The organism is Sphingomonas ginsengisoli An et al. 2013 (assembly GCF_009363895.1).
Classification (GTDB): Bacteria; Pseudomonadota; Alphaproteobacteria; order Sphingomonadales; family Sphingomonadaceae; genus Sphingomicrobium; species Sphingomicrobium ginsengisoli.
Window position 1 is genome coordinate 2942445 of the sequence record NZ_CP045434.1, and the last position, 20271, is coordinate 2962715.

23 protein-coding genes and 1 other RNA gene are annotated in these 20271 nt (G+C 68.6%); 13 read left to right on the forward strand and 11 right to left on the reverse strand.

Translation table 11 applies throughout. The annotated features are described in order from the left end of the window. Positions 1–139: 139 nt before the first annotated feature. Positions 140–895 (reverse strand): LytR/AlgR family response regulator transcription factor, encoded by a 756-nt coding sequence (locus tag GCU42_RS14355; protein ID WP_114228716.1) that lies wholly within the window; start codon positions 893–895, stop codon positions 140–142. After that, entirely contained in the window at positions 888–2141 is a 1254-nt protein-coding gene (locus GCU42_RS14360) for a sensor histidine kinase (RefSeq protein ID WP_114228717.1), read from the reverse strand. The genes GCU42_RS14355 and GCU42_RS14360 overlap by 8 nt, the downstream gene beginning before the upstream one ends. Positions 2142–2275: 134 nt before the next feature. Here GCU42_RS14360 and GCU42_RS14365 point away from each other — a divergent pair, with 134 nt between their 5' ends. After that, positions 2276–2485, forward strand: a complete 210-nt coding sequence (locus tag GCU42_RS14365; RefSeq protein WP_114228718.1) for a hypothetical protein — start codon at positions 2276–2278, stop codon at positions 2483–2485. A gap of 209 nt (positions 2486–2694) precedes the next feature. Beyond that, a complete protein-coding gene (locus tag GCU42_RS14370) occupies positions 2695–3246 on the forward strand; it encodes a hypothetical protein (protein ID WP_114228719.1) in 552 nt (183 codons plus the stop codon). 4 nt (positions 3247–3250) lie between these two features. On the opposite strand, the gene GCU42_RS14375 is transcribed toward GCU42_RS14370, so the two are convergent. Genes GCU42_RS14375 through GCU42_RS14385 form a run of 3 tightly spaced genes read right to left on the reverse strand, consistent with a single transcriptional unit; the run spans position 3251 to position 5497 of the window. Then, positions 3251–3739, reverse strand: coding sequence for a 5' nucleotidase, NT5C type (locus GCU42_RS14375; protein WP_240309544.1), 489 nt, complete (start codon positions 3737–3739; stop codon positions 3251–3253). 1 nt (position 3740) lies between these two features. Then, entirely contained in the window at positions 3741–4094 is a 354-nt protein-coding gene (locus tag GCU42_RS14380; RefSeq protein WP_114228720.1) for a hypothetical protein, read from the reverse strand. 11 nt (positions 4095–4105) lie between these two features. Then, complete coding sequence (locus tag GCU42_RS14385) at positions 4106–5497, reverse strand: Mur ligase family protein (RefSeq protein ID WP_114228721.1); 1392 nt, start codon at positions 5495–5497, stop codon at positions 4106–4108. 46 nt (positions 5498–5543) lie between these two features. Between GCU42_RS14385 and GCU42_RS14390 the strand changes: the two genes are divergently transcribed. Together GCU42_RS14390 and GCU42_RS14395 are read left to right on the forward strand one after the other, a co-directional pair. Continuing rightward, the gene (locus GCU42_RS14390) at positions 5544–6353 is read left to right on the forward strand and encodes an LD-carboxypeptidase (protein WP_114228878.1); all 810 of its coding nucleotides are present in this window, start codon (positions 5544–5546) and stop codon (positions 6351–6353) included. Positions 6354–6429: 76 nt separating this feature from the next. Continuing rightward, a complete protein-coding gene (locus GCU42_RS14395; RefSeq protein WP_114228722.1) occupies positions 6430–6705 on the forward strand; it encodes an SWIB/MDM2 domain-containing protein in 276 nt (91 codons plus the stop codon). Between the two features lie 77 nt (positions 6706–6782). Here GCU42_RS14395 and GCU42_RS14400 read toward each other — a convergent pair whose 3' ends face one another. The 3 genes from GCU42_RS14400 to GCU42_RS14410 all read right to left on the reverse strand — a co-directional run bounded on the left by GCU42_RS14400 (position 6783) and on the right by GCU42_RS14410 (position 8631). Further along, positions 6783–7505 carry an extensin-like domain-containing protein gene (locus GCU42_RS14400; RefSeq protein WP_114228723.1) on the reverse strand — a complete coding sequence of 241 codons (723 nt, stop codon included), beginning with the start codon at positions 7503–7505 and terminating at the stop codon, positions 6783–6785. Between the two features lie 25 nt (positions 7506–7530). Next, a complete protein-coding gene (locus GCU42_RS14405) occupies positions 7531–8256 on the reverse strand; it encodes an NUDIX domain-containing protein (protein ID WP_114228724.1) in 726 nt (241 codons plus the stop codon). An 84-nt stretch (positions 8257–8340) separates the two neighbouring features. Further along, complete coding sequence (locus tag GCU42_RS14410) at positions 8341–8631, reverse strand: hypothetical protein (protein WP_114228725.1); 291 nt, start codon at positions 8629–8631, stop codon at positions 8341–8343. 107 nt (positions 8632–8738) lie between these two features. Here GCU42_RS14410 and ssrA point away from each other — a divergent pair. The 6 genes from ssrA to GCU42_RS14440 all read left to right on the forward strand — a co-directional run bounded on the left by ssrA (position 8739) and on the right by GCU42_RS14440 (position 13987). Then, positions 8739–9088: a transfer-messenger RNA gene (gene ssrA / locus GCU42_RS14415) on the forward strand. A gap of 92 nt (positions 9089–9180) precedes the next feature. After that, entirely contained in the window at positions 9181–11232 is a 2052-nt protein-coding gene (locus GCU42_RS14420; RefSeq protein WP_114228726.1) for an amidohydrolase family protein, read from the forward strand. A 59-nt stretch (positions 11233–11291) separates the two neighbouring features. Next, positions 11292–11891: a LemA family protein gene (locus GCU42_RS14425; protein ID WP_114228727.1), complete on the forward strand. Its 600-nt coding sequence runs from the start codon at positions 11292–11294 to the stop codon at positions 11889–11891. Between the two features lie 10 nt (positions 11892–11901). Next, complete coding sequence (locus GCU42_RS14430) at positions 11902–12750, forward strand: TPM domain-containing protein (RefSeq protein WP_335341024.1); 849 nt, start codon at positions 11902–11904, stop codon at positions 12748–12750. Beyond that, positions 12747–13427: a TPM domain-containing protein gene (locus GCU42_RS14435; protein ID WP_114228879.1), complete on the forward strand. Its 681-nt coding sequence runs from the start codon at positions 12747–12749 to the stop codon at positions 13425–13427. Before GCU42_RS14430 ends, GCU42_RS14435 begins: the two co-directional genes overlap by 4 nt. A gap of 20 nt (positions 13428–13447) precedes the next feature. Beyond that, positions 13448–13987, forward strand: a complete 540-nt coding sequence (locus GCU42_RS14440; protein ID WP_114228729.1) for an NUDIX hydrolase — start codon at positions 13448–13450, stop codon at positions 13985–13987. On the opposite strand, the gene GCU42_RS14445 is transcribed toward GCU42_RS14440, so the two are convergent. Genes GCU42_RS14445 through GCU42_RS14455 form a run of 3 tightly spaced genes read right to left on the reverse strand, consistent with a single transcriptional unit; the run spans position 13984 to position 17811 of the window. Next, positions 13984–14667 (reverse strand): hypothetical protein, encoded by a 684-nt coding sequence (locus tag GCU42_RS14445; protein WP_114228730.1) that lies wholly within the window; start codon positions 14665–14667, stop codon positions 13984–13986. The two genes, GCU42_RS14440 and GCU42_RS14445, sit on opposite strands and share 4 nt — an antisense overlap. A gap of 2 nt (positions 14668–14669) precedes the next feature. Next, positions 14670–16820, reverse strand: coding sequence for an adenylate/guanylate cyclase domain-containing protein (locus GCU42_RS14450; protein WP_246165632.1), 2151 nt, complete (start codon positions 16818–16820; stop codon positions 14670–14672). Then, positions 16744–17811 (reverse strand): phosphotransferase, encoded by a 1068-nt coding sequence (locus GCU42_RS14455; RefSeq protein WP_114228731.1) that lies wholly within the window; start codon positions 17809–17811, stop codon positions 16744–16746. Before GCU42_RS14455 ends, GCU42_RS14450 begins: the two co-directional genes overlap by 77 nt. Before the next feature lie 109 nt (positions 17812–17920). Between GCU42_RS14455 and GCU42_RS14460 the strand changes: the two genes are divergently transcribed. The 3 genes from GCU42_RS14460 to GCU42_RS14470 all read left to right on the forward strand — a co-directional run bounded on the left by GCU42_RS14460 (position 17921) and on the right by GCU42_RS14470 (position 20182). Beyond that, complete coding sequence (locus tag GCU42_RS14460; RefSeq protein ID WP_114228732.1) at positions 17921–18772, forward strand: metallophosphoesterase family protein; 852 nt, start codon at positions 17921–17923, stop codon at positions 18770–18772. A gap of 37 nt (positions 18773–18809) precedes the next feature. Beyond that, positions 18810–19655 carry a carboxylating nicotinate-nucleotide diphosphorylase gene (gene nadC, locus GCU42_RS14465; protein WP_114228733.1) on the forward strand — a complete coding sequence of 282 codons (846 nt, stop codon included), beginning with the start codon at positions 18810–18812 and terminating at the stop codon, positions 19653–19655. Positions 19656–19729: 74 nt separating this feature from the next. Next, positions 19730–20182, forward strand: coding sequence for a glycine zipper 2TM domain-containing protein (locus GCU42_RS14470; protein ID WP_240309545.1), 453 nt, complete (start codon positions 19730–19732; stop codon positions 20180–20182). Positions 20183–20271: the final 89 nt, after the last annotated feature.

Genomic DNA, 20271 nt, shown 5'->3' on the forward strand with positions numbered 1-20271 from the left:
CGCCGGCTTCGGCGGCGGCGGTTGGCTGCTAGGGCTGTGCATGACGGAGCGAGGGCAGGACCCTTGCTGATCCCAGCCAGGGCCTCGCGCCGTCACCTTCCTCCCGAGGACCCCCGCGTCGGTCGCCGATCTTACAAGATCAGCGGCCGGCGATGGCCCGTACGCTGTCCGCGTAGAGGCGGCCGACCGGCTGCTCGACCCCGTCTGCAAGGCGGGCGATCCAGCGGCCCGAGGGGTTGCGCAGGAAGCCGCTGATGAAGTCGCGGCGGACGATCGCCGAGCGGTGCAGGCGGACGAACAGTTCGGGGTCGAGCCCTTCCTCGAGCGCGGCCATGCTGTGGTGGATGAGCCAGCTGCGCGGCCCGACGTGGAGACGCATGTAATCGCGCTCGGCCGAGACGCGGTCGATGTCGCGGACCGCGATGCGGACGAGGCCGCTCAAGTCCGAGGCCCAGAACTCGTCGAGGTAGCGGCCGCCGGTGGCTGCCGCGGTGTCGGTCACCGGCGCGGCGGTGAGGCGCTGGACGTGGTCGCGGGCGCGGCCGAGCGCGCGCTCGAGCCGGGCCGGGTCGACCGGCTTCATCAGATAGTCGACCGCCTCGACCTCGAAGGCGGCGACCGCGAACTGGTCGAAGGCGGTGACGAACACCACCGCGGGGGAGGGCCGCCGGGCGCCGAGCGCGCGGGCGACGTCGATCCCGTCGAGCCCGGGCATGGCGATGTCGAGCAGCAGCAGGTCCGGCTCGAGCGCTTCGCTCATCCGGACCGCGCTCTCGCCATCCGAGGCGGTGCCGACGAGGTCGACCCCGTCGCAGCGGGCGAGCAGCAGTTGCAGGCGTTCGGTGGCGAGCGGTTCGTCGTCGACGACCAGCACGCGAAGCGAGGGTTCATCCATCCTTGGCCAGGTCGCACGTCATGGGCAGGGTCATGATCACTCGATAGCCGCCTTCGCCCGAGGGGCCAAATCGGCAGGAGGCAGCTTGGCCGAAGCGAACCGCGAGGCGCTGGCAGACGTTGGTGAGGCCGACCCCGGTGCTCTCGGGCTGCGCGCGCGCGCGCGGCGACTTGAGCGCGACCCCGCCGCTGTTGGTGATCTCAATTTGCATCACGCCCGGCTCGGGCTCGGTCGCGGCGATCCGCAGGGTTACCTTGTCGCGGGTCGCCGAGACGCCGTACTTGATCGCATTCTCGACCACCGGCTGGAGGAGCAACGCGGGCAGGAGCGTCTGGCTGAGGTGTGCGGGCACGTCGATGTCGACCTTGAGCCGGCGCGGGAAGCGGGTCTTCTCGATGTCGAGGTAGAGGCGCTGGAGGGCGATCTCCTCGGCCAGCGTGACGTCGGCGGTCGGATTCACCGACAGGCTGGTGCGGAAAAAGGTCGAGAGCTTGAGGATCATCGTCTCGGCCTCCTGCGCGCGTCCGGTCATCACCAGCGAGGAGAGGCTGTTCAGCGTGTTGAACAGGAAGTGCGGATTGACCTGATAGCGGAGTGCGCGGACCTGCGCCGACTGGGCGGCGCTTTCGGCCTGGGCGGCGCGGCGGGATAGTGCGAGTGCCTGCCGCTGGCTGACCGAGGCGAGGTAGAAGGCGCTCCAGGCGACGAAGAAGAACAGCCAGACGACGGCGGTGTCGGCGGCGAAGCGGAGCCGGTCGCGCTGGGAAAACTCGTTGATCCGCGGCGGGGTCAGCACGACCGGATCGGCGGCGCGCCGCTCGATGCGGATCTGGTCGCCCTTCTGGATGACCATGAACCCCTCACGGGTTTGGAAACGCATTTCCTCCTTGCTGCTCTTCATATAGGCTTCGGTGCCGACCAGGGTCGTGGCCAAAGCAGCGGCGGCAAGGATCGAGCCGAGCAGGGCGACCACCGCCTTGCGACCGAGGCTAGGCCCCGGCGCGAACAGCTGAACGGCGGTATAGATGCCGAAGGTAAGGACGGTGCCGGCGAACAAGGTGATGAGCTTGTTCTCGAGCACGGTGAGGGGATCGTCGCCGAGGAAAGCGCGGGCGATCACGGTGATCGCATAAGCAATCCAGAAGCCGACGATGAGGACGATGGCGCGGCCGAGATCGGCGAAGCGGCGGTCATCGTTCCTGACCGGACCGACCCCGGTGACATCGACGGCGGAGAGCATGTTCATGGTGCGATAGTCTGCGCGCGCGCCGGCGCTTGCGCAACGTTCGCCTGCCCGCCTGCCGAAGCGGGCGGGCGACTGGTCGAAGGAACGGCCATGCCCAACGGATCGTTACGGCAGCCAAATCAGGAGAAGAGCGGATGACCACCGAACAGACCCCGACGCCGCCGGCCGTGCTGTCGGGCGATCCCGAGCATGAGCTTGAGCGCAAGCTGCGCAAGAACCCCGACGACCAGGACGCCAAGGTCGACCTCGGCAGCGACGAATCGATGGACGCGTCGGACCCGCCGGCCGCGGCTCAGCCCGGGCAGAACGACGAGCCGGTGCCCTCGTCCGGCTTTCCCCAATAGCCCTCGCGCGCCGATGCCGCGGTCAAGGTGAACTCCTGACGCGTGGTATTTGAGTGACGGTGCGCCGCCATCCCGAGCGCTGCGTGCAATCAGTCCTTGATGAAGACCAACCCCTCTGATTCAATATCGGTGGGGATCGGGACTGTGGTTAAGGATTGGGCAACCACCTTCTGCGCAAGTTTCCCGTAGGCGTTAAGGGAGTCGGGGTGATGAGCACGCGGAACGTCCAACCTGCTGGCGGTGCGCTGTTGCTGAGCGAGATCAAGGAATTCGCCGCCTTTCCGAAGGCGACGCAGCGCTACATCCGCCGCTCGCTCGACATCGCCTACGGTCGCCGCGACGCGCTCGGCTGCTGGGCCCGCGACGAGGGCGAAGCCGCTTCGATCCGCGCGCAGGGCTGCATCTACAAGCAGCTCGAAGCGCTGCGGCTGCAGGTGCCCGACGACAGCGGGCTCGACACCATCGATCCGTTCATGGGCGCGCTGATCACCGTCGCCGCCTTCGACCTCGGCCAGGACCGGCTGCCGAACTTCGCGGCGTTCCGCTTCCTCTACGAGCGGCTGCTCGGCGCGGGTGTCCGCCCGTGGCTGCCGGCGGCCTTCTGCGCGGCCGCGGCGCTGCCGCATCTCCACCCCGATCGCCGGCGCACCTTGCTCCAGTCGATCAGCGAGAGCGCGGCGACCGCGCCTGGCTGGTCGAACCGCGAGCCGGTGTTCTGGCCCGAGTGGGTGGAAAAGGTCGACATTGCCGCCGCGGCCTGAGGCCTCACGCGGGCGCCTTCACCGACGGATAGATTTGCGCGAGGACGGCTAAGCTCGTCCGTGCATCGTGGTGGTGGACGAAGATGCCGCCGGCATCTTCCCATTTGTCGCGGTGGCGCAGCATGTCGTCGACCAGCACGTCGGCCCCGGTCATGTGGCGATATTTGTCGCGCGCCATGCAGGTGATGATCGGCACGCCGGGAAAGTGCGCGGCTGCCCAGGCGACCTTCTGCGGCGCCGCCCAATTGCCGAGCGGCATCCCGGTGAGGATGGTCGGCTTGAGGTGCTTGACGCCGTCAAATAGCACCATCGCGTCGGGCATCAGCGGCAGGGATGCGTAGAAGTCGGGAAACTGGGCCAGCTTGCGCCAGAAGCGATTGGGCCCGTGCTTTGCGTCGAAGGCCGCGAGCGACATGCCTAGCGCCTTGGCCGCGCCGGCCTTGAAGTCGGCCAGCACGCCGTCGCAGTCGAGGAACAGGTGGGGTTCGCTCACGTCAAAACCGCGCCGGGGTCAGCGTGATGGGGATCGGATGGTCGAGCTCCTGCCAGCCGCGCTCTTTCAGCACATCGTTGCTCTCGTGTGCCTGGCGGCCGTCGGCGAGCGACCAGGTGATGTGGTAGGTGCCGCCGTCGGGGCGGTCGACGCTGCCGTCGATGGTCACCACCATCGCCTCGACGCCCTGCTCGTCGTCAGTGCGGCCGACGATCGCTGCCTTCACCGCACCCGGTTTGCCGCCGAACGGCTTGAGGGTGACATGGTCGGCATCGGGATGGGCGTAGCGCGGGGGATGCTCGGCGAGCAGCCGCTCACGCTCCGCAGGGTCGAGTTTCCAGCCGGCGACGGTCATTGTTGAACCAATCAGCTGCGCGCGGTGAGGTTCCGCACCAGCTCGGCGGCGAACTCGCTGAGCGTGTCGTCGCGGGCGCCGAGGATAGCGATGGTGTCGCCGGGGCGCGCTTCGGACAGCAGGCGCGCGGCGATCTCGGGCCGGGCCGCGAGATGCTCGGCGGTGCCACCGGCATGGTTGATCGCGGCGGCCAGCCAATCTGAACCGCGCGAGCGGTCGACCGTCCCGCCCTGGTAGACCGGGTCGCTGAGCAGCAACAGGTCGTCGGCGCCGAGCCCGTCGGCGAAGGTCGCGGCAAGCTCTTCGCCCATCTTGGCCAGCGGGCCGTAGCCGTGCGGCTGGAACATGATGAGCTTGCGCCCGCTCCGAGCGGCGAGGGTCGCGAGGGTGGCGGCGATCTTGTCGGGATTGTGCGCGAAATCGTCGAGCACGGTGACGCCGCCAGCGCTGCCGACGGTCTCGAACCGACGCTTGAGGCCCACGAAGCGGCCGATCGCCGCGGCGGCATCGGCCAGCGGCACGCCGAGCGCGCGCACCGCGGCGAGCGCGGCGAGCGTGTTCGACGCATTGTGGCGCCCCGGCAGCGCCAGCTGGACCGGCCAGCGGACGCCGTCGGCCTCGACCTCGAAGCGCGAGCCGTCGGGCCCGAGCTGGAGGTCGCGGCCGCGGACCGCCGCCGACGGGCTGTCGAAGCCGTAGCCGATGGCAGTGCCGAGCCGCTCGGCGAGGAGGCGGGCTTCGGGGTCGTCGAGATTGACCACCGCATGGGCCGCGCGGGCGAGGAAGCCGCCGAACAGGTCGCGCAGCTCGTCCATTTCCTTGTGGTCGAGGCTGACGTTGTTGAGCACCGCGACGTCGGGCCGGTAGAGCGCGATCGAGCCGTCGCTCTCGTCGACCTCGCTGACGAACAGCTCGGGATCGCCGACCAGCGCGCTGGCGAAGGGCGCTTCGGGGGCGATGAAATTCTTCATCACCGCGCCGTTCATCACCGTCGGCTGGCGATTTAGCGCGAACAGGATCCAGCCGATCATCCCGGTGACGGTCGACTTGCCGCTGGTCCCGCCGACGGCGACGCTGCGCTGCGCGGCATTGAGCAACTGGGCGAGGAGCTGAGGACGAGTGAGGTGAGGAAGGCCGAGTTCGCGGGCGCGGACGACGTCGGGGATGGTCTCCTCGACCGCCGCGGAGGTGACGAGGGTCATGCCTTCGGCGAGGCCCGAACCGTCCTGGGAGAAGAGCTGGATGCCGAGCGAGCGGAGGAAGTCGAACTTGGGCGCCAGCCGCCCGGCGTCGAGCGCGCGGTCGGAGCCGGCGACGCGGTGACCCTGGGCGCGGACGATGCAGGCGAGGGGCAACATCCCACTGCCGCCGACCCCGCAGAAGAAGTAGCTGGATTGACTCATGGCCGCCGCCCTATTGAGCGAGGCGGCTCAAGACAAAGGAAAAGCCATGCGGATTGCGCTGGTCGCGCCGAGTTGCCCGTTGAAGCGAGAGGCCGCCGAAGCGTTGACGGCGATCGTCGCTGAGCGCGGCGACTGCGAATTGGCGATCCATCCGCAATGCTTTTTCAGCGACGGCCACTTCGCCGGGACCGACGCGGAGCGGCTGGCAGCGCTGCGCGCGGTGACGGACGATCCGGCGGTTGACGCGGTGTGGTTCGCGCGCGGCGGTTACGGGTCGAACCGGATCGCGGGGGCGGCGATGGGGCAGGTCAGCGAGGTTGCGCGGGCCAAGCGCTTCCTCGGCTATAGCGACGGCGGGTTCCTGCTTGCCGGACTGCAGCGGAGCGGCTGCGCGGTGGCGCACGGGCCGATGGCGCAGGATGTGCTGCGGCCGGGCGGAGCGGCGGCGATCGGCCGCGCGCTCGACTGGCTGGTGCGGCAGGATTCGGCCGCGCTTGAGCCGTCGCTCTCTGGGCCGAGCTTCGCCTTCAACCTGACGGTGCTGTCGTGTCTGCTCGGGACCGAACTCGAACCCGATTTCACCGGCGCTCAGTTGCTGATCGAGGAACTGGACGAGGAGCATTACCGGATTGACCGGCTGATGTACCATCTGACCGCGACGTCGGCCGTCCGGAAAAGCGCGGGAATCCGGCTCGGCCGCTGCTATGTCCCTGAAAACGACCGACCCTTCGGGCGCGACGAGGAAGCGATCGTGCGCGAGTGGTGCGAGCGCTCGGGCGTGCCGTACCGGGGCCGCGCGGACATCGGCCATGATGCCGATAATAAAGTCGTCCCATTTCCACTCGTCGCAGCCTGAAAATCGGCCCTCGACGAGGGTATTGCACGCCGCTCCGCTTTGCGCTCTACCGAGAGAGGAACAACAGGAGGGCCTCATGGCTAAAGAAGCGAGCGGGACTGGTCGTAAAGCAGGGGGCGGCCTGGCTCGCCCGGTGACTCCGTCGAAGGATCTGGCGGAAATCGTCGGCAGCAATCCGCTGCCGCGCAGCGAAGTCGTCTCGAAGGTGTGGGATCACATCCGCAAGAACAACCTGCAGAACCCGCAAAACAAGCGCGAGATCGTCGCCGACGACAAGCTGAAGAAGATCTTCGGCAAGGATCGTTGCACGATGTTCGAGATGAACAAGCACCTGTCCAAGCACCTGTCGTAAAACAGAACGGCGTTTTTCGATGAGGGACCTGCCCGGGGCCGGGCGGGTCCCTTTTCTTTTGGCTGGACGGCGCGAGGCTAGCGGCAGGCGTTCCACCCGACGGGCCCACGGTCGGCGGTGTCGAGGTGAAGGTGATCGCGGTGCGCGGCGTTATAGTCGGGCGACAGCACGGTCGTGAAGAGGCCGCAGCCGCCGTCCCTGACCTCGTGAAGGAAGCGCGCCTCCCGGCCGCTGCCCCGCCAATCCCGCGCGATCGAGACGGTGCGGCCATCGGCAAGCCGGAAACCGAGCACGTCGATGGCATCGGCGGTGGCATGTTCGGACCACGCGCCGGCCTCGGCGCCGTTGATCCGGCGACAATTATAGCTGCCGGCGTGAAGGATCGCCGCGACCGGGCTGCCGAGCAGTTTCGCCGCCGCGGGCTGCAGGGTCCGGCGATCCCATAGCAGCAGTGCAGAAGCGATCGGGCAGCTGGTGACGATCCCCGCCGGGCTCAAGCGGCTGTCACGAGCGCCGCCGGGAAGGATGAACATCCCGTCGGCGAAGCCGCAGGTCGGCCCGGCCCGGCGGGCCGGCGCCGCTCGATCGCGCACGCCGGCGGCCGCGAGCAGGGCCCGGCACTGCCTTGGCTCCTCGCCGAGCGCGGCGATCTTGGCGGCGGTGAAGCGACCGGTGGGCTGATCGAGGTCGAACGCCGTCCAGGGGAAGTCCTGCGGGCGGCGATCGTAGGCGGCCTTGCCCTCGATGATGCCGATGCCGATGACGGTGAGGACGAGGAACCAGCGAAGCGCACGCAACATCCTCGCCCAACGCGTCGGCGGCGGATCAGCCTCGCACGGCCGAGCTCAATCGCTCGCGGGTGACCGGATAGCCGAGGTGGTCGGGGATGCGCAGCCACTGCTCGCCCTCCGCCTCCTCGATCCACGGACTGATCGTCTCGACCGGGTGTGCCGCGGCATGTGCGGCGGCATCATTGAACGAGGCGAATTGGGCGAGCCTCTCGAGATTGCGGACGGTGGGGAAGATCGCATTGGCCGTGCCGGCCGCCACCCGAGCGATTACCGCGGCGGCGGTTAGCCACTCGGCGCCGTCGCACTCGCCCGGCTGCGGCCGAAGGGGCGGGGGATTGGCCGGCGCGCGGGCGAGGAAGAAGAGGGTGTCGAACCGCCGCGTGTGCTTGAAGGTCGGCTTCCAGCGGGCGAACGGGACGAGGGCGGCGAGGTCGAGGGCAAGACCGTGGCGGTCGAGCAGATCGGCGAAGGGCGCGCCTGCGTGCAGATGCTCTTGGAGCGAGGGCGGGGCGGCGGGTGGCAGGCCGACCGAGAGGCCGGTTTCCTCGATCGTCTCGCGGATCGCCGCGACCTTGGCGGCATCCTCGTCACTGGCGGCGAGCGCGCGGTCGCCGTCGTCGATCCGGCCGCCGGGGAAGACCATTGCGCCCGCGGCGAAGGCCATCCGGGCGGTGCGGGTGACCATCAGCAGTTCAGGCGGGCCATCGGCCATGTCGCGCATCACCACCAGGGTCGCCGCAGGGATCGCATCGTCGGCCATCGCCGCCGACCTAGGCGCGCTGGCAACAAAGAAAAAGGCCGGCCCGCGAACGGACCGGCCTTCGTCAGTCGCCGAAGCGAGTGATCACATGGCGTTGACGGCGGCGGCCGCTTCAGCGCTGTTCTGCGCGTTGACGTCGGCATCGTCGATCGCGTCGGCCTTGCGATCGCCCTCGGCCTTGAGCTGATCGGCCTGGTTGTGGAGCGAGTCGGCGACGGCGGCGTTGCCGGTGTTGTCCGCCATCATGTCGAGGTTCTCGGCGGCGTTGTCGTAGTTCGCCTGCACATTGTCGGCGAGCGCGTCGTCGCCCTTGCCGCCGCAGGCGGTGAGCGCGAGGGCGGCGGCGCCGACCAGCGCGAACGTCAGCTTCTTCATGAACTTTCCCCTTCGTGTCTATGCTTGGTGAGCGGGCTGTTCTTACCCGCTTGGCGCGGCTCAACGCCAGTGCTTCCGCGAGGGTTCCCGGGCCGCGAGCGCTGGGTCCGCTTGAGAAACGACGCGCAAGCGCCTACATAGAGAGGGCCGGGCAACCGGCTATGCTGGTAGATCGCCTTCTGGAATAGGCACTTCGGACCCGGGGGGCAGTACCCCGGCGCCTCCACCACCAGCGACGGACGAGAGAACGTCGTTGCTGATGGGGGCGAAACAGGATCGACGGGTGCAATAAAGGGTTGGCTGCCAGTCGGCGTGAGCGAGCCGTAAAACCGTTCTTCACACAAGTGCCAACGATAACGAGGCTCTTGCGATTGCCGCGTAACTGACGGCCTAACGGTCAGACGTTACTAGGACAAAAGCGCGGTCGGACCCCGCCGGGCAACAGAAGGGGATTCCAGCGGTACGGGAGGCACCGGGCAACAGAAGCCTCCCACTTTCCACCTCGCCGGTTTGCTGTCACTCTCGCTTCCAACAGGTGGGGGCGAGGCGATGACGAACAAGCTGCTTGGCGTGCTGTTGCTGGCGAGTGCATCGATTGCGCCGGCGGCGACCATCACCAAGGACCAGTTGCTGGTCCCGCCGCCCACCGCGCGGCATTTCACCATCTCTTCGAAGGCCGGCAAGCATGGCGACGACTGGGTGTGGACGCTGCCCGATGGGCGGGTGGCGTCGCGCATGTCGATGTCGCTGCGCGGATGGATCACCGAAATCGACCAGGTGGCGACGCTTGGGCCCGACGGGCGGCCGGTGGCGGTCGAGGTGCGCGGCTTCACCGATTCGGGCGACGCGACCGAAAGCTTCAAGGTCGATCCGGCGGGGATCGCCCATTGGCAGACCTCGGTCGACAGCGGCTCGGCCCCGTTCGGCGCCAAGCGCTACAGCAATTATGGCGGCCCGTGGTTCGACGGGGTCGACGACGCCGCGGCCTATCTGGCGGCGGGTGAGCGCGGGATCGAGCTACTGCCCGGCGGCAAGGGGCGGCTGCGGATCGTGCGTCCGGTCCAGATCAGCGGCCCCAAGGGCCCGGAAACGATCAAGCTCGCCTTCAGCGACGGCTTCGGCTTCGCGCCGCGGCCGGTGTGGCTGACCGCCGACAACAAGTTCTTCGGCTCGGCTGGGCAGATCAGCCTGCTGCCTGAGGGCTATGAGGCCAATGCTGAACGCATGAAGGCGATCGCGGACGCCGAGACCGCCAAGCTGGTGCGCGACATCGCTCACCGGTTCCTGGCGCGCGAGAATGCGGCGCCGACCCTGTTCGACCATGTGAAATTGTTCGATTCGGTGGCGGGGCGGTATCTCGCCGACCGCGCGGTACTGGTGGCGAACGGCAAGGTGGCGAGCGTCGGCGCCGGCGGCTCGCTGCGGGTGCCGGTGGGCACGCGGCGGATCGACGGGCGCGGCAAGACGCTGCTGCCGGGACTGTGGGATTCGCACCAGCATGTCGGCGGCGACGATTTCGCCCTGCTGCAGAATGTCGCCACGGGGATGACCAATTATCGCAGCCCCGGCTCGCTGATCGAGGACGCGCAGAGCATCTACCAGCGCCGCGCCGCGGGCGATCTGCTCGCCCCCGACGGCAAGGTGTCGGTAATCATCGACCGCAAGGACCCGCTGGCGGCGCAGGGCGCGCTGACGGTCAGCTCGGCGGAAGAGACCATCGCGGCAGTCCGCAAGATCAAGGCGGCGGGGCTGTGGGGCGCCAAATTCTACACCTCGATGAATCCGGCGTGGATCGCGCCCGGCGCGGCCGAGGCGCATCGGCTGGGGCTGCACGTCCACGGCCATGTGCCGGCCGGAATGCGGCCGCTCGACGCGGTGCGCGCGGGTTATGACGAGGTCACGCACATCAACTTCATCATGATGCAGGCGATGCCGCAGTCGGTGGTCGACAAGGCGAACACCGCCGCGCGCCTCGAGGGGCCGGCGCAGTACGGCAAGGACGTCGACCTCGATTCGCCGGCGATGAAGGCGTTCTACGCCGAACTCGCCCAGCGCAAGACGATCGTCGATCCGACGCTAACGGTGTGGGAGCCGCTGATGATCTCGGACGGGACCAGCATCTCGCCCGAATATGCGCCGTTCGCGCCGGTCTCGCCCCCGGCGGTGGCGCGCGGCTGGAAGATTTCGGGCTATCCGCTGTTCGGCAACCTCACCCGCGACGACTTCCGCAAGAGCTTCGACAAGATGGTCGGCCTCGTCGGCCGGCTCCACCAGGCGGGGGTACGGATCGTCGCCGGCACCGACGGCTCGGGGCTCGAACTCGTCCGCGAACTCGAACTCTATCAGAAGGCGGGTCTGACCAACGCCGAGGCGCTGCAGACCGCGACCATCATTCCGGCGCGGATGACGGGGATGGACAGCCGCGTCGGCTCGGTCGCGCCGGGCAAGACGGCGGACCTCATCCTCGTCGATGGGGATGTCGAGCGGAACCTCGGCGCGCTGCGGCAGGTCGACAAAGTGGTGCTCGACGGCGTGCTGATGGACGGCGACGCATTGCGCCAGGCGGCCGGGTTCAGCGGACGGCCGGTCGCGGCCAATTGAAACGGCCGAGTGTGTCATCTATCTAAGGCACCTTGGACGTTTCAGGGGACTGCCAGATCATGACCGCCCTTCGCCGCTTCGGACTTTTCGTGCCGCTCGCCGCGCTCAGCCTTTCGGCCTGCGGGTTGAATTCGATCCCGACCTCCGAGGAGAAGGTCAACGCCAAATGGGCCGATCTCCAAGCCGACTATCAGCGGCGCTCGGACCTGATCGGCAACCTCGTCTCGACGGTGAAGGCCGCCGCCAAGCAGGAGAGCACGGTGCTGATCGGGGTCAGCGAGGCGCGCGCCAAGGCGACCAGCGTCCAGCTAAGCCCGCAGGACCTGTCCGATCCGCAGAAGGTGCGCAATTTCGATGCCGCCCAGGCGCAGGTGACGGCGGCGGTGCGGCCGCTGCTCGGGCCGATGATCCAGGAGCGCTATCCCGAACTGAAGAGCCTGCAGAACTTCACCGACCTGCAGACCCAGCTCGAGGGGACCGAGAACCGGATCGACTTCGCCCGCCGCGACTACAATGAGGCGGTGCGCCAGTATAACACGACCATCCGGACTTTCCCCGACGCCATCGGCGCCAAGATCTTCTACGGCGCCAAGCCCAAGGTGCCGTTCGAGGCCTCGGCCGGCGCCCAGAATGCGCCCAAGGTCGACTTCGGCGCCTGATCGTCCGGCCGTGCCGCTGACGGCACCTTTGCGGCGCTGGTTCGCCTTCATCCTGCTGGTGCTGCTCGCGGTGCCGGCGGCGGCGCAGACCTATCCCAAGCAGACGGGATGGGTGACCGACGAGGCGAACCTGCTCTCGCCAGCCGACAAGCAGGCGCTGACCCAGCAGCTCTACCAGCTCAAGCAGACGACCGGCCGCCAGCTCGCCGTGGCGACGGTGACCAGTCTCGGCGGGCAGGACATCGACACCTACGCGCCGCTGCTGTTCCGCGAGTGGAAGCTCGGCACGAGCGAGGCCGATGACGGGGTGCTCCTGCTCGTCGCGCCCAATGAGCGGAGGGTGCGGATTACCACCGGCTATGGCGCCGGGGGCTTCCTGACCGACCTTGTCGCCGGGCGGATCATCCGCGACCAGATCACGCCGCGGTTCAAGGCGAACGACTATTCCGGCGGGATCAAGGCGGGCGTCAACGCCATCGCGGGGTTCATGCAGCTGTCGCCAGAGGAGCAACGGCAGCGCGCCGGCGCCCTCGCGCAGCAGCAGCGGCAGCAGCGGGCCTCGCCCGGGTTCGACAGCTTCGCGCCGATGATCATCTGGGGAATGGTGATCCTGTTCATGCTCTTGTCTTTTACTCGGCGGCTCGGCGGGCGGCCCTATCGTGGCAGCGGCGGGGGGATCAGTCCGTGGGTCGTGCTGTGGGGGCTCGACGCGCTCAGCCGCGGCTCGCGCGGCGGCGGTTGGGGCGGCGGCGGCGGCTTTGGCGGTGGCGGCGGCTTCGGCGGTGGCGGCGGCGACTTTGGCGGTTGGGGCGGCGGTGGCGGCTCGACCGGCGGCGGGGGCGCGAGCGGATCGTGGTGAGTCTGGCGATCAGCGAGGCCGACCGTGAGCGGGTCGGCGCGGCGGTCACCGCCGCCGAAGCGGCGAGCGCGGGCGAGATCGTGACCATCGTGACCGAGCAGTCGGACGCCTATCACGACGTCGCGCTGCAATGGGCGGTGGTGGTGCTGGCGCTGGTGCTGGCGTGGGCGGCGGCCTTTCCGAACGCGCTGCTATGGTGGCGCGAGGCGCTGCTTGGCAGCGACTGGAGTGGGGCGCCGTCGCTGCGTGAGACCCTGTTCTTCCTGATGGCGTTGGCGCTGCTCAAGTTCACCGCGGCGCTGCTGATTCTGCGCTGGCGCCCGCTGCGGCTGGCGCTGACCCCGGGGGCGACCAAGCACCGCCGGGTGCGGCGGCGCGCGGTGGCGCTGTTCAAGGCGGCGGCCGAGCGGCGTACGACCGGCCGCACCGGCATCCTCATCTATCTCTCGGTGGCCGAGCGACGCGCGGAGATCGTCGCCGACGAAGCGATCATGGCGGTGACTACGCCCGAGACGTGGGGCGAGGCGATGACCGAGCTGACGAGCGAGATCCGGGCGGGGCGACCGGCCGACGGGCTGATCAAGGCGGTCGAGCGGGTCGGCGCGGTGCTTGCCGGCCATTTCCCCCGCGCGGTGGACGACCGCAACGAGATCCCCGACAAATTGATCGAGCTGTGACCCTTCGACCGGCTCAGGACATGGCCGACCCCGATTTTACCGCCCCCCTCGAAATCCAGTGGCAGGGTCGGTTCGTTCAGGCCTGCACTCGCGGCAAATGGGAGTTTGCGGGCCGGGTCGGCGGAATCCGCGCGGTGGTCATCCTCGCCGAGACCGACGGGCAGCTGATCCTGGTCGAGCAATATCGCGTCGCGGTCGGCGGGCGGTGCCTCGAGCTGCCGGCGGGGCTGGTCGGCGATCACCACCCCAATGCGACGATCGAGGGCACGGCGATGGCCGAGCTCGAGGAGGAGACCGGTTTTACCGCCGGGCGGGTCGAGCGGCTTGGCGACTTCCACGCCTCGCCCGGCATGCTGAGCGAGAGCTTCACCCTGGTGCGAGCGCACGACGTTCGCCGGATCGGGGCGGGCGGGGGCGTCGCGGGCGAGGAGGACATCACCGTCCACCTCGTTCCGCGGGCCGAGCTGGCGGCGTTCGTTGCCGAGCGCCGCGCGACGGGCGTGGCGATGGACGTCAAGCTGCTGCTGCCGCTGGCGGCGTCGCTGCTAGGCGATGCCTAGTTGGAGACGTAAGCGGTCGTCGTGCCCAGCGCGTCGAGCTGGGCAAGGCAGCCGTTCTTGACCAGCGCGCTGCCGAGATCGGCGAAGCTGGTCCCGGCGCCGATCTGCTTCATCGCGGCTTCGGCCGAGCCGATCCGGTAGCGGTTGCCGCTGACCAGCGGCACTGCCGACGGCCATTCGACCACCTGCTGCGCCGCGGCAAAGCGGATCGGCGCGGTTTTGCCGGTGGCGAGGTCGGTCACGCTGATGGTGCGCGGATCGGCGATGCTCTCGCGGCGAATGAGGACGCCGGCGGGATTGGTGAAGCAGAAGGTCTCGCTATGGTCGCTGCTCGCCTGCCACAACTGGCGCGGCTGGGGCGCCGGGCGGACCGCCCCGACCCGACCGCGGCGCCCGTTGGCCGAGGCCATCAGCGCGCTGAAGCTGCTCACCCCGCCGGCGCTGCCGGTGGCGGCGGCCGGGAAGATGCCGGGCCCTTTGAGGGTGCGCGAACCGCGGGCGTCGAGCAGGACCACCGTGTCACCCCCGCGCAGGCGCAGCGAGGCGCTGTCGGGCAGGGCCTTGCCGACCGGATATTGACCGGCGCTCGGGCCCACAGCGCGGACCACGATGATGGCGGCAAACGCGGACTGGGCGGCCGTAAACAACAGCGCGCCGAGGAGGATTCTGGTGACCTTCACCCCTATTTCTCCCGCAGCTCGAAATGCCCTCCCGGGCCGGACTGGGCGAGCCGATACACGAAAAATTCGAATGCTGCATCATCTGGATAATGCACAGTTAACGCCTGCAGCTCGGCCAGCGCGGCAAGGTCGCCGTTGTCGAAGCGATGCCATAGCGCGGCCAGGTGCGCGCGCTGGTCTTCGGGGAGGTTGGCGGCGGGCTCCCACACTTCGATCGGGGTCTTGCGGCCGGACAGGATGATCCGGCCCATCGGGCGGAAGCGGTCGTTGGCGCTTAATGCGCGAGCTTGCTCGCTGATCAGGCCCGAGGTCTTGAGCGCCTTGTTGGCCGATTCGAGCCGGGCGGCGGCGTTCATCACGTCGCCCAGCGCGGTGTACTGGAAGCGGTCGCGGCCGCCGAAATTGCCGACGATGGCTTCGCCGTAGTGAACACCGACGCGGGTGCGGCCGAGTTGCGGCTGATCCTCGTCGGTCGCCTCCTTGCTGAACTCGCGGGCGAAGGCGACCATGTCGAGCATGGCGGCTGCGGTGCGGGCGCCGTCGTCCTCGCGCGCGATCGGGGCGCCCCACAAAGCGACGATGGCGTCGCCGACGAACTTGTCGATCGTCCCGCCGTGCCGCAGTACGATCTCGCACATGCCGTCGAGGTAGTCGTTGAGGAGTGGCGCGACCTGCTCGGCGGGAAGGCGGTGCGACAGGCGCGTGAAGCCCTCGAGGTCGGTGAACAAAGCGAAGATCGGACGCTTCTCTCCGGTCAGCGTGAGCTTTTCGGGATCGCGCAGGATCTGGGCAGCGATATCGCGCGGGAGATATTTGCCGAGCGCCGCGCTGGCGAATTTGCGCTGCTCGGAGCCGAGCGCACGCACCGCCGCCTCGGTCGAGAGGAAGGCGATGAACCAGGCGACGACCCAGCCCACCGCGGGCAGGTCGCGGGTGTCGACGCCGATCGACTGGAGCCAGAAAGGTGTGACCACGAAGAAGACGAGCTGGCCGACCAGCACCAGCCCGAGAATCCAGCCGCGCACGTCGAGCATCGCGGTGAACGCCCCCGCCAGCACCACCAGCAGCGCCAGCGCCCACAGGCCGAGCGCGCCGGTCGGGGCGGGCGTGCGGCCGTCGAGCCACTGCGCGAGCATGGTGGCGTGGACCTCGAGCCCCGAGATGTTCTCGCGGAACTGGCGGCCGAAATCGCTGGTCGACTGGGCGAGCCGGCCCTCGGGAGTGACGAAGCGGTCGGTGTCGGGGAGGTCGCCGCCGATTAGCACGATCCGACCGCGGACCTGGTCGGCCATGGCGGCGGCAGTGGCGGGATCGGCGAACAGGTCGATCGGCAGGCTCAGGAACACCTGTCGTTCGGGGTCGGACGGCATGCGGTAGCGGATGCTGCCTTGGTAGGGGCGCGCCTCGGGCGTGCCGGCCAGTGCCAGCGGGAGGAAGGGCGGCAGGTCGGGGGCGACGTCGGGCCAGCTGCGCATGGCATTGTCGCCGTCGGCGTCGATGTGGATGCTGGCGGGGTGGACCGCGGTCCCGCGCAGGCTGCCGAACAGCGCGTCGAGGCGCGCCTGCTGCCACGGCTGCATGTCCTCGCCATTGTGCACGGCGCTGGCATAGGCGAGCCAAGTCGGGGTGTGCAGCGCGCGAAAGGCGGCGAGCAATTGCGGGTCTTCGGGTTGCGGCTGATCGATCAATATGTCGATCCCGATCGCGCGGGCGTCGAGCTTGTCGAGGTTGACCAGCGCCTTGGCGAGGATCGCGCGGTCGAGCGGAGAACGTTTGCCGGTCGCCTCTTGCGTCCCCTGCGTATAGGGCACCAGCAGGATCCGGCTGTCCTGCGCAACCGGATGGTACAGCGCCGCCTGGAGCGAGCGCACGTCGAAGGCGACCCGCTCGCCGAAGCTGGTCATCGGCAGGGTCCAGGAGAAGCGCGCCACCAATATCGCGAGGCCGAGCAGGATGCCGGTCAGCGCGGCGCGGGCGAACGGGACCCGTTTGAGGACGCGGCCGACGTCGGCGAGGGTCGACGCGGCCGCGAGGGGATCGGACGAACCACCCTGGCGGACCGCGTCCATCGGCTGGTCAGAGCCGCGCCTGGCGGGCTTGCGCCCAGGCGAGATCGGCGAGCGGCTCGAGCGCGCGAACCGATTCCTCGGCATGCGCGCTCGACGCGTTGCCGCGGACCAGCCGGCCCTTGATACCGTGGATGATGGCGGCGAGCCGGAACAGCGAGAAGACGATCAGATAATCGAAGGCCGGAATGCCGGCACGGCCGGTGCGGCGGCAGTAAGCGGCGACATAATTCTCCTCGCTGGGGATGCCGAGCGCGGGAAGGTCGAGGCCGGCAAGGCCGGTGAAGATGCCGGCGGGCATCCGGTACATCAGGCAGTGGTAGACGAAGTCGGCCTCGGGATCGCCGAGCGTCGACAATTCCCAGTCGAGCACCGCGCGGACCTGGGGCGCGTCGGCGGCGAAGATCATGTTGTCGCAGCGGAAGTCGCCGTGGACGATCCTGCTCTCGCCGCGGTCGGGGGGCAGGTGCTGGCCGAGCCAGTCGACCAGCTTGTCCATTGTCTCCAGCCGCCCGGCCTCGACATCGCCGAGATATTGCTTCGACCAGCGCGCGACCTGGCGTTCGACGAAGCCGCTCGCGCGGCCATAGTCGCCGAGCCCGATCGCCGCCGGATCATAGCTGTGGAGCTGCGCCATGGTGGCGTTCATCGCGTCGAAGTGGGCGGCGCGGTCGGCCGGCTCGAGGCCGGGAAAGCGGGCTTCCCAGACGATCCGCCCGGGCACCATGTCCATCACGTAGAAGGCGGTGCCGATGACGCCCTCGTCCTCGCACAGCGCATAGACCCGCGGGACGGCGAAGCCCTGCGCGCCGAGCGCCGAGAGGACGCGATATTCGCGGTCGATGGCGTGTGCGCCGGGGAGCAGCTTGCCGGGCGGCTTGCGGCGGAGGACGAAGGCGCCATCGGGCGTGCCGAGCTGGTAGGTCGGGTTGGACTGGCCGCCGGCGAACTGGCGAACGGTCAGCGGCCCGGCGAAGCCTGGGACGTGCTCGGCCATCCACCGCGCCAGCGCCGCTTCGTCGAAGCGCAGTCGCTCGCTGACGTCGCGCGTGCCGCTATTGGCTTCCGTCCGATCCATGCCGCTCCCGTCTTTCCGCCACGCCGAGGTCACCGACCAGGATCGAGGCTTCGGGCAAGAAGCGGGTCGGCTGGCGAAACAAGTTCAGCATGACGGCGGTTGAACCGCAATGGCGCGTCTCGTCCACCTGTCCGACCTCCACTTCGGAGCCCATGATCCGAGAATCGTCGCCGCGGTCGGGCGCGAGGTCGATAAGGCGCGTCCCGACCTCGTCGTCATCAGCGGCGATTTTACCCAGCGGGCGCGGACCGAGCAGTTCCAGGAGGCCTGCCGCTTCCTGGTGCGGCTGCGCGATGCGGGGCACGACGTGCTGGCGGTGCCGGGCAATCACGACGTTCCGCTTTACGACGTGCTTCGGCGCTTCCTGTCGCCGCTGACGCGCTATCGCAAATATGTCGATGAGACTCTGTGCCCGTTCCACCGGCTGGCCGACACGGCGGTGCTGGGCCTCAACACCGCGCGGTCGGCGACGTTCAAGGACGGGCGTCTCAACCGCGAGCAGATTGCGTTCGTGCGCGACGAGTTCGGGCGCGTGCCATTAAGCGACATGCGCGTGCTGGTAACGCATCATCCGCTGTTCGCACTGCCGGTCGACGACACGGGCGTGCTCGGCAAGCCGCTCGGCCGGCAGGAACTGGCGCTCGACGCGATCGCCGACGTCAAGGTCGACCTGCTGCTCGCCGGGCACAACCATCGCGCCTCGACGCACCGCGCGAGCGACCTCGTCACTCGGGCGGGCGGTGCGCTGGTGGTGCAGGCGGGGACTGCGACCTCGACCCGGGTGCGTGATGAGCCGCAAAGCTTCAACGTGATCGAGATCGCGGCGGGCAAGATGACGCTGGCGCTGATGCGCTGGGCCGGCACGGCATTCGAGGCGGCCGAGCCGACGCAATTCGTGCGCGAGGCCGATGGCTGGCGGCAGGCGAGCCAGGCGGCGGCGGAGGCCGAGTCGCCGGTCTGAGCTTGTGAGCGTGCGCGCACGAAACTAACGAGGCGCGATGCTGCCCAGTGATTTCGACTTTGCCGACTTTGTCGCGCGCACGCTTCGTGAGGACCTCGGCGAAGGCGGCGACGTCACCTCGGCGGCGTGTATCGACGCGGGCGCCCGCTTTCGCGCGACGATGAATTGCCGCGAGCCGATCGTGGTGGCGGGGATTGAACTGGCCGAAGCCTTCTTCCGCGCGCTCGACCCGGCAGTGACGATCGCCAGCGAGGCGCATGACGGCGAGCGGATCAACGCCGGGGCAGTGCTGATGCGGATCGAGGGCAATGCGCGGGCAATGCTGACGGCCGAGCGATCGGCGCTGAATACGCTCCAGCATTTGTCGGGAATCGCCACGCTGACACGGCGTTACGTCGACGCGATCGAAGGCACCGGGGCGATCCTGCTCGACACCCGCAAGACGGTGCCGGGGCTGCGCATCCTCGAGAAATATGCGGCACGGATGGGCGGGGCGCAAAACCATCGGATGCGGCTCGACGACGGAGTGCTGATCAAGGACAATCATGTCGCGGTGAACGGCGGGGTCGCGCAGGCCGTCGCGCGGGCGCTGGCGGCAAACACCGGCCTCCAGATCCAGGTCGAAGTCGATCGGCTCGATCAGATCGAGCCGGCGCTGGCGGCCGGGGCCCAGCGGCTGCTGCTCGACAATATGAACAACGACACGCTGCGCGCGGCGGTGGCGCTGGTGAACAAGCGCGTGCCGCTCGAAGCGTCGGGCGGGGTCAATCTCGAGACTGTGCGCGGGATTGCCGAGACCGGGGTCACCTTCATCTCGGTGGGGCGGATCACCCAGTCGGCGCCGGCGGTCGATATCGGCCTCGACTTCGCGTTGCTGCCTTAACCTGAGCAAACGACACATTCAGGGCAACGACACGGCGCCTGGTGCATTTATCCTGCATCAAGAAGGAGTTCGCCATGTTTAAGAAGGCTCTACTCGCCGCTTCGGCCCTTGCCGTCGTCGCGATCCCCGGCGTGGCCGAAGCCCGTCCGCATTATTACGGCGGCTACAGCAACGGCTATTATCCGCAGTACAACCCCTATTACGGGAACAGCTACGGCGGCTACGGCTACAACCGCGGCTACAGCAACTACGGTTACAGCGGCTACGGCTACAACAACTACGGCTACAACAACTATGGCCGCGGTTATTACGGGAACAGCTACTACGGCGGCAATCGCTGCAGTGGCACCACCGGAACCATCGTCGGCGGCGTCGCCGGCGCGGTGGTCGGCAGCCAGATCGGCCGCGGTGGCTACAACCGCTACGGCTATCGCCGCGGTGGCAGCGGCACGACCGGTGCGATCATCGGCGGTGCGCTCGGCGCGCTGGTCGGTAACTCGGTCGACCGGAACAGCTGCCGCTACTAACGGTCGGTTTTGAAAACCGTAGCAGAGGGCCGCCGGCAACCGCCGGCGGCCCTTTTGCGTTTTTCTGGCAATCACCCGCGAACAATCTG

Coding starts and splice junctions, on each gene's coding strand:
- GCU42_RS14410 (WP_114228725.1), bottom strand. CDS start 8,631: ATGAAGAAGCTGACGTTCGCGCTGGTCGGCGCCGCCGCCCTCGCGCTC.
- GCU42_RS14390 (WP_114228878.1), top strand. CDS start 5,544: ATGCGGATTGCGCTGGTCGCGCCGAGTTGCCCGTTGAAGCGAGAGGCC.
- GCU42_RS14460 (WP_114228732.1), top strand. CDS start 17,921: ATGGCGCGTCTCGTCCACCTGTCCGACCTCCACTTCGGAGCCCATGAT.
- GCU42_RS14405 (WP_114228724.1), bottom strand. CDS start 8,256: ATGGCCGACGATGCGATCCCTGCGGCGACCCTGGTGGTGATGCGCGAC.
- GCU42_RS14370 (WP_114228719.1), top strand. CDS start 2,695: ATGAGCACGCGGAACGTCCAACCTGCTGGCGGTGCGCTGTTGCTGAGC.
- GCU42_RS14440 (WP_114228729.1), top strand. CDS start 13,448: ATGGCCGACCCCGATTTTACCGCCCCCCTCGAAATCCAGTGGCAGGGT.
- GCU42_RS14400 (WP_114228723.1), bottom strand. CDS start 7,505: ATGTTGCGTGCGCTTCGCTGGTTCCTCGTCCTCACCGTCATCGGCATC.
- GCU42_RS14395 (WP_114228722.1), top strand. CDS start 6,430: ATGGCTAAAGAAGCGAGCGGGACTGGTCGTAAAGCAGGGGGCGGCCTG.
- GCU42_RS14385 (WP_114228721.1), bottom strand. CDS start 5,497: ATGAGTCAATCCAGCTACTTCTTCTGCGGGGTCGGCGGCAGTGGGATG.
- GCU42_RS14425 (WP_114228727.1), top strand. CDS start 11,292: ATGACCGCCCTTCGCCGCTTCGGACTTTTCGTGCCGCTCGCCGCGCTC.
- GCU42_RS14455 (WP_114228731.1), bottom strand. CDS start 17,811: ATGGATCGGACGGAAGCCAATAGCGGCACGCGCGACGTCAGCGAGCGA.
- GCU42_RS14470 (WP_240309545.1), top strand. CDS start 19,730: ATGTTTAAGAAGGCTCTACTCGCCGCTTCGGCCCTTGCCGTCGTCGCG.
- GCU42_RS14450 (WP_246165632.1), bottom strand. CDS start 16,820: ATGCCGAGGAATCGGTTCGCGCGCTCGAGCCGCTCGCCGATCTCGCCT.
- GCU42_RS14420 (WP_114228726.1), top strand. CDS start 9,181: ATGACGAACAAGCTGCTTGGCGTGCTGTTGCTGGCGAGTGCATCGATT.
- GCU42_RS14360 (WP_114228717.1), bottom strand. CDS start 2,141: ATGAACATGCTCTCCGCCGTCGATGTCACCGGGGTCGGTCCGGTCAGG.
- GCU42_RS14365 (WP_114228718.1), top strand. CDS start 2,276: ATGACCACCGAACAGACCCCGACGCCGCCGGCCGTGCTGTCGGGCGAT.
- nadC (WP_114228733.1), top strand. CDS start 18,810: ATGCTGCCCAGTGATTTCGACTTTGCCGACTTTGTCGCGCGCACGCTT.
- GCU42_RS14355 (WP_114228716.1), bottom strand. CDS start 895: ATGGATGAACCCTCGCTTCGCGTGCTGGTCGTCGACGACGAACCGCTC.
- GCU42_RS14380 (WP_114228720.1), bottom strand. CDS start 4,094: ATGACCGTCGCCGGCTGGAAACTCGACCCTGCGGAGCGTGAGCGGCTG.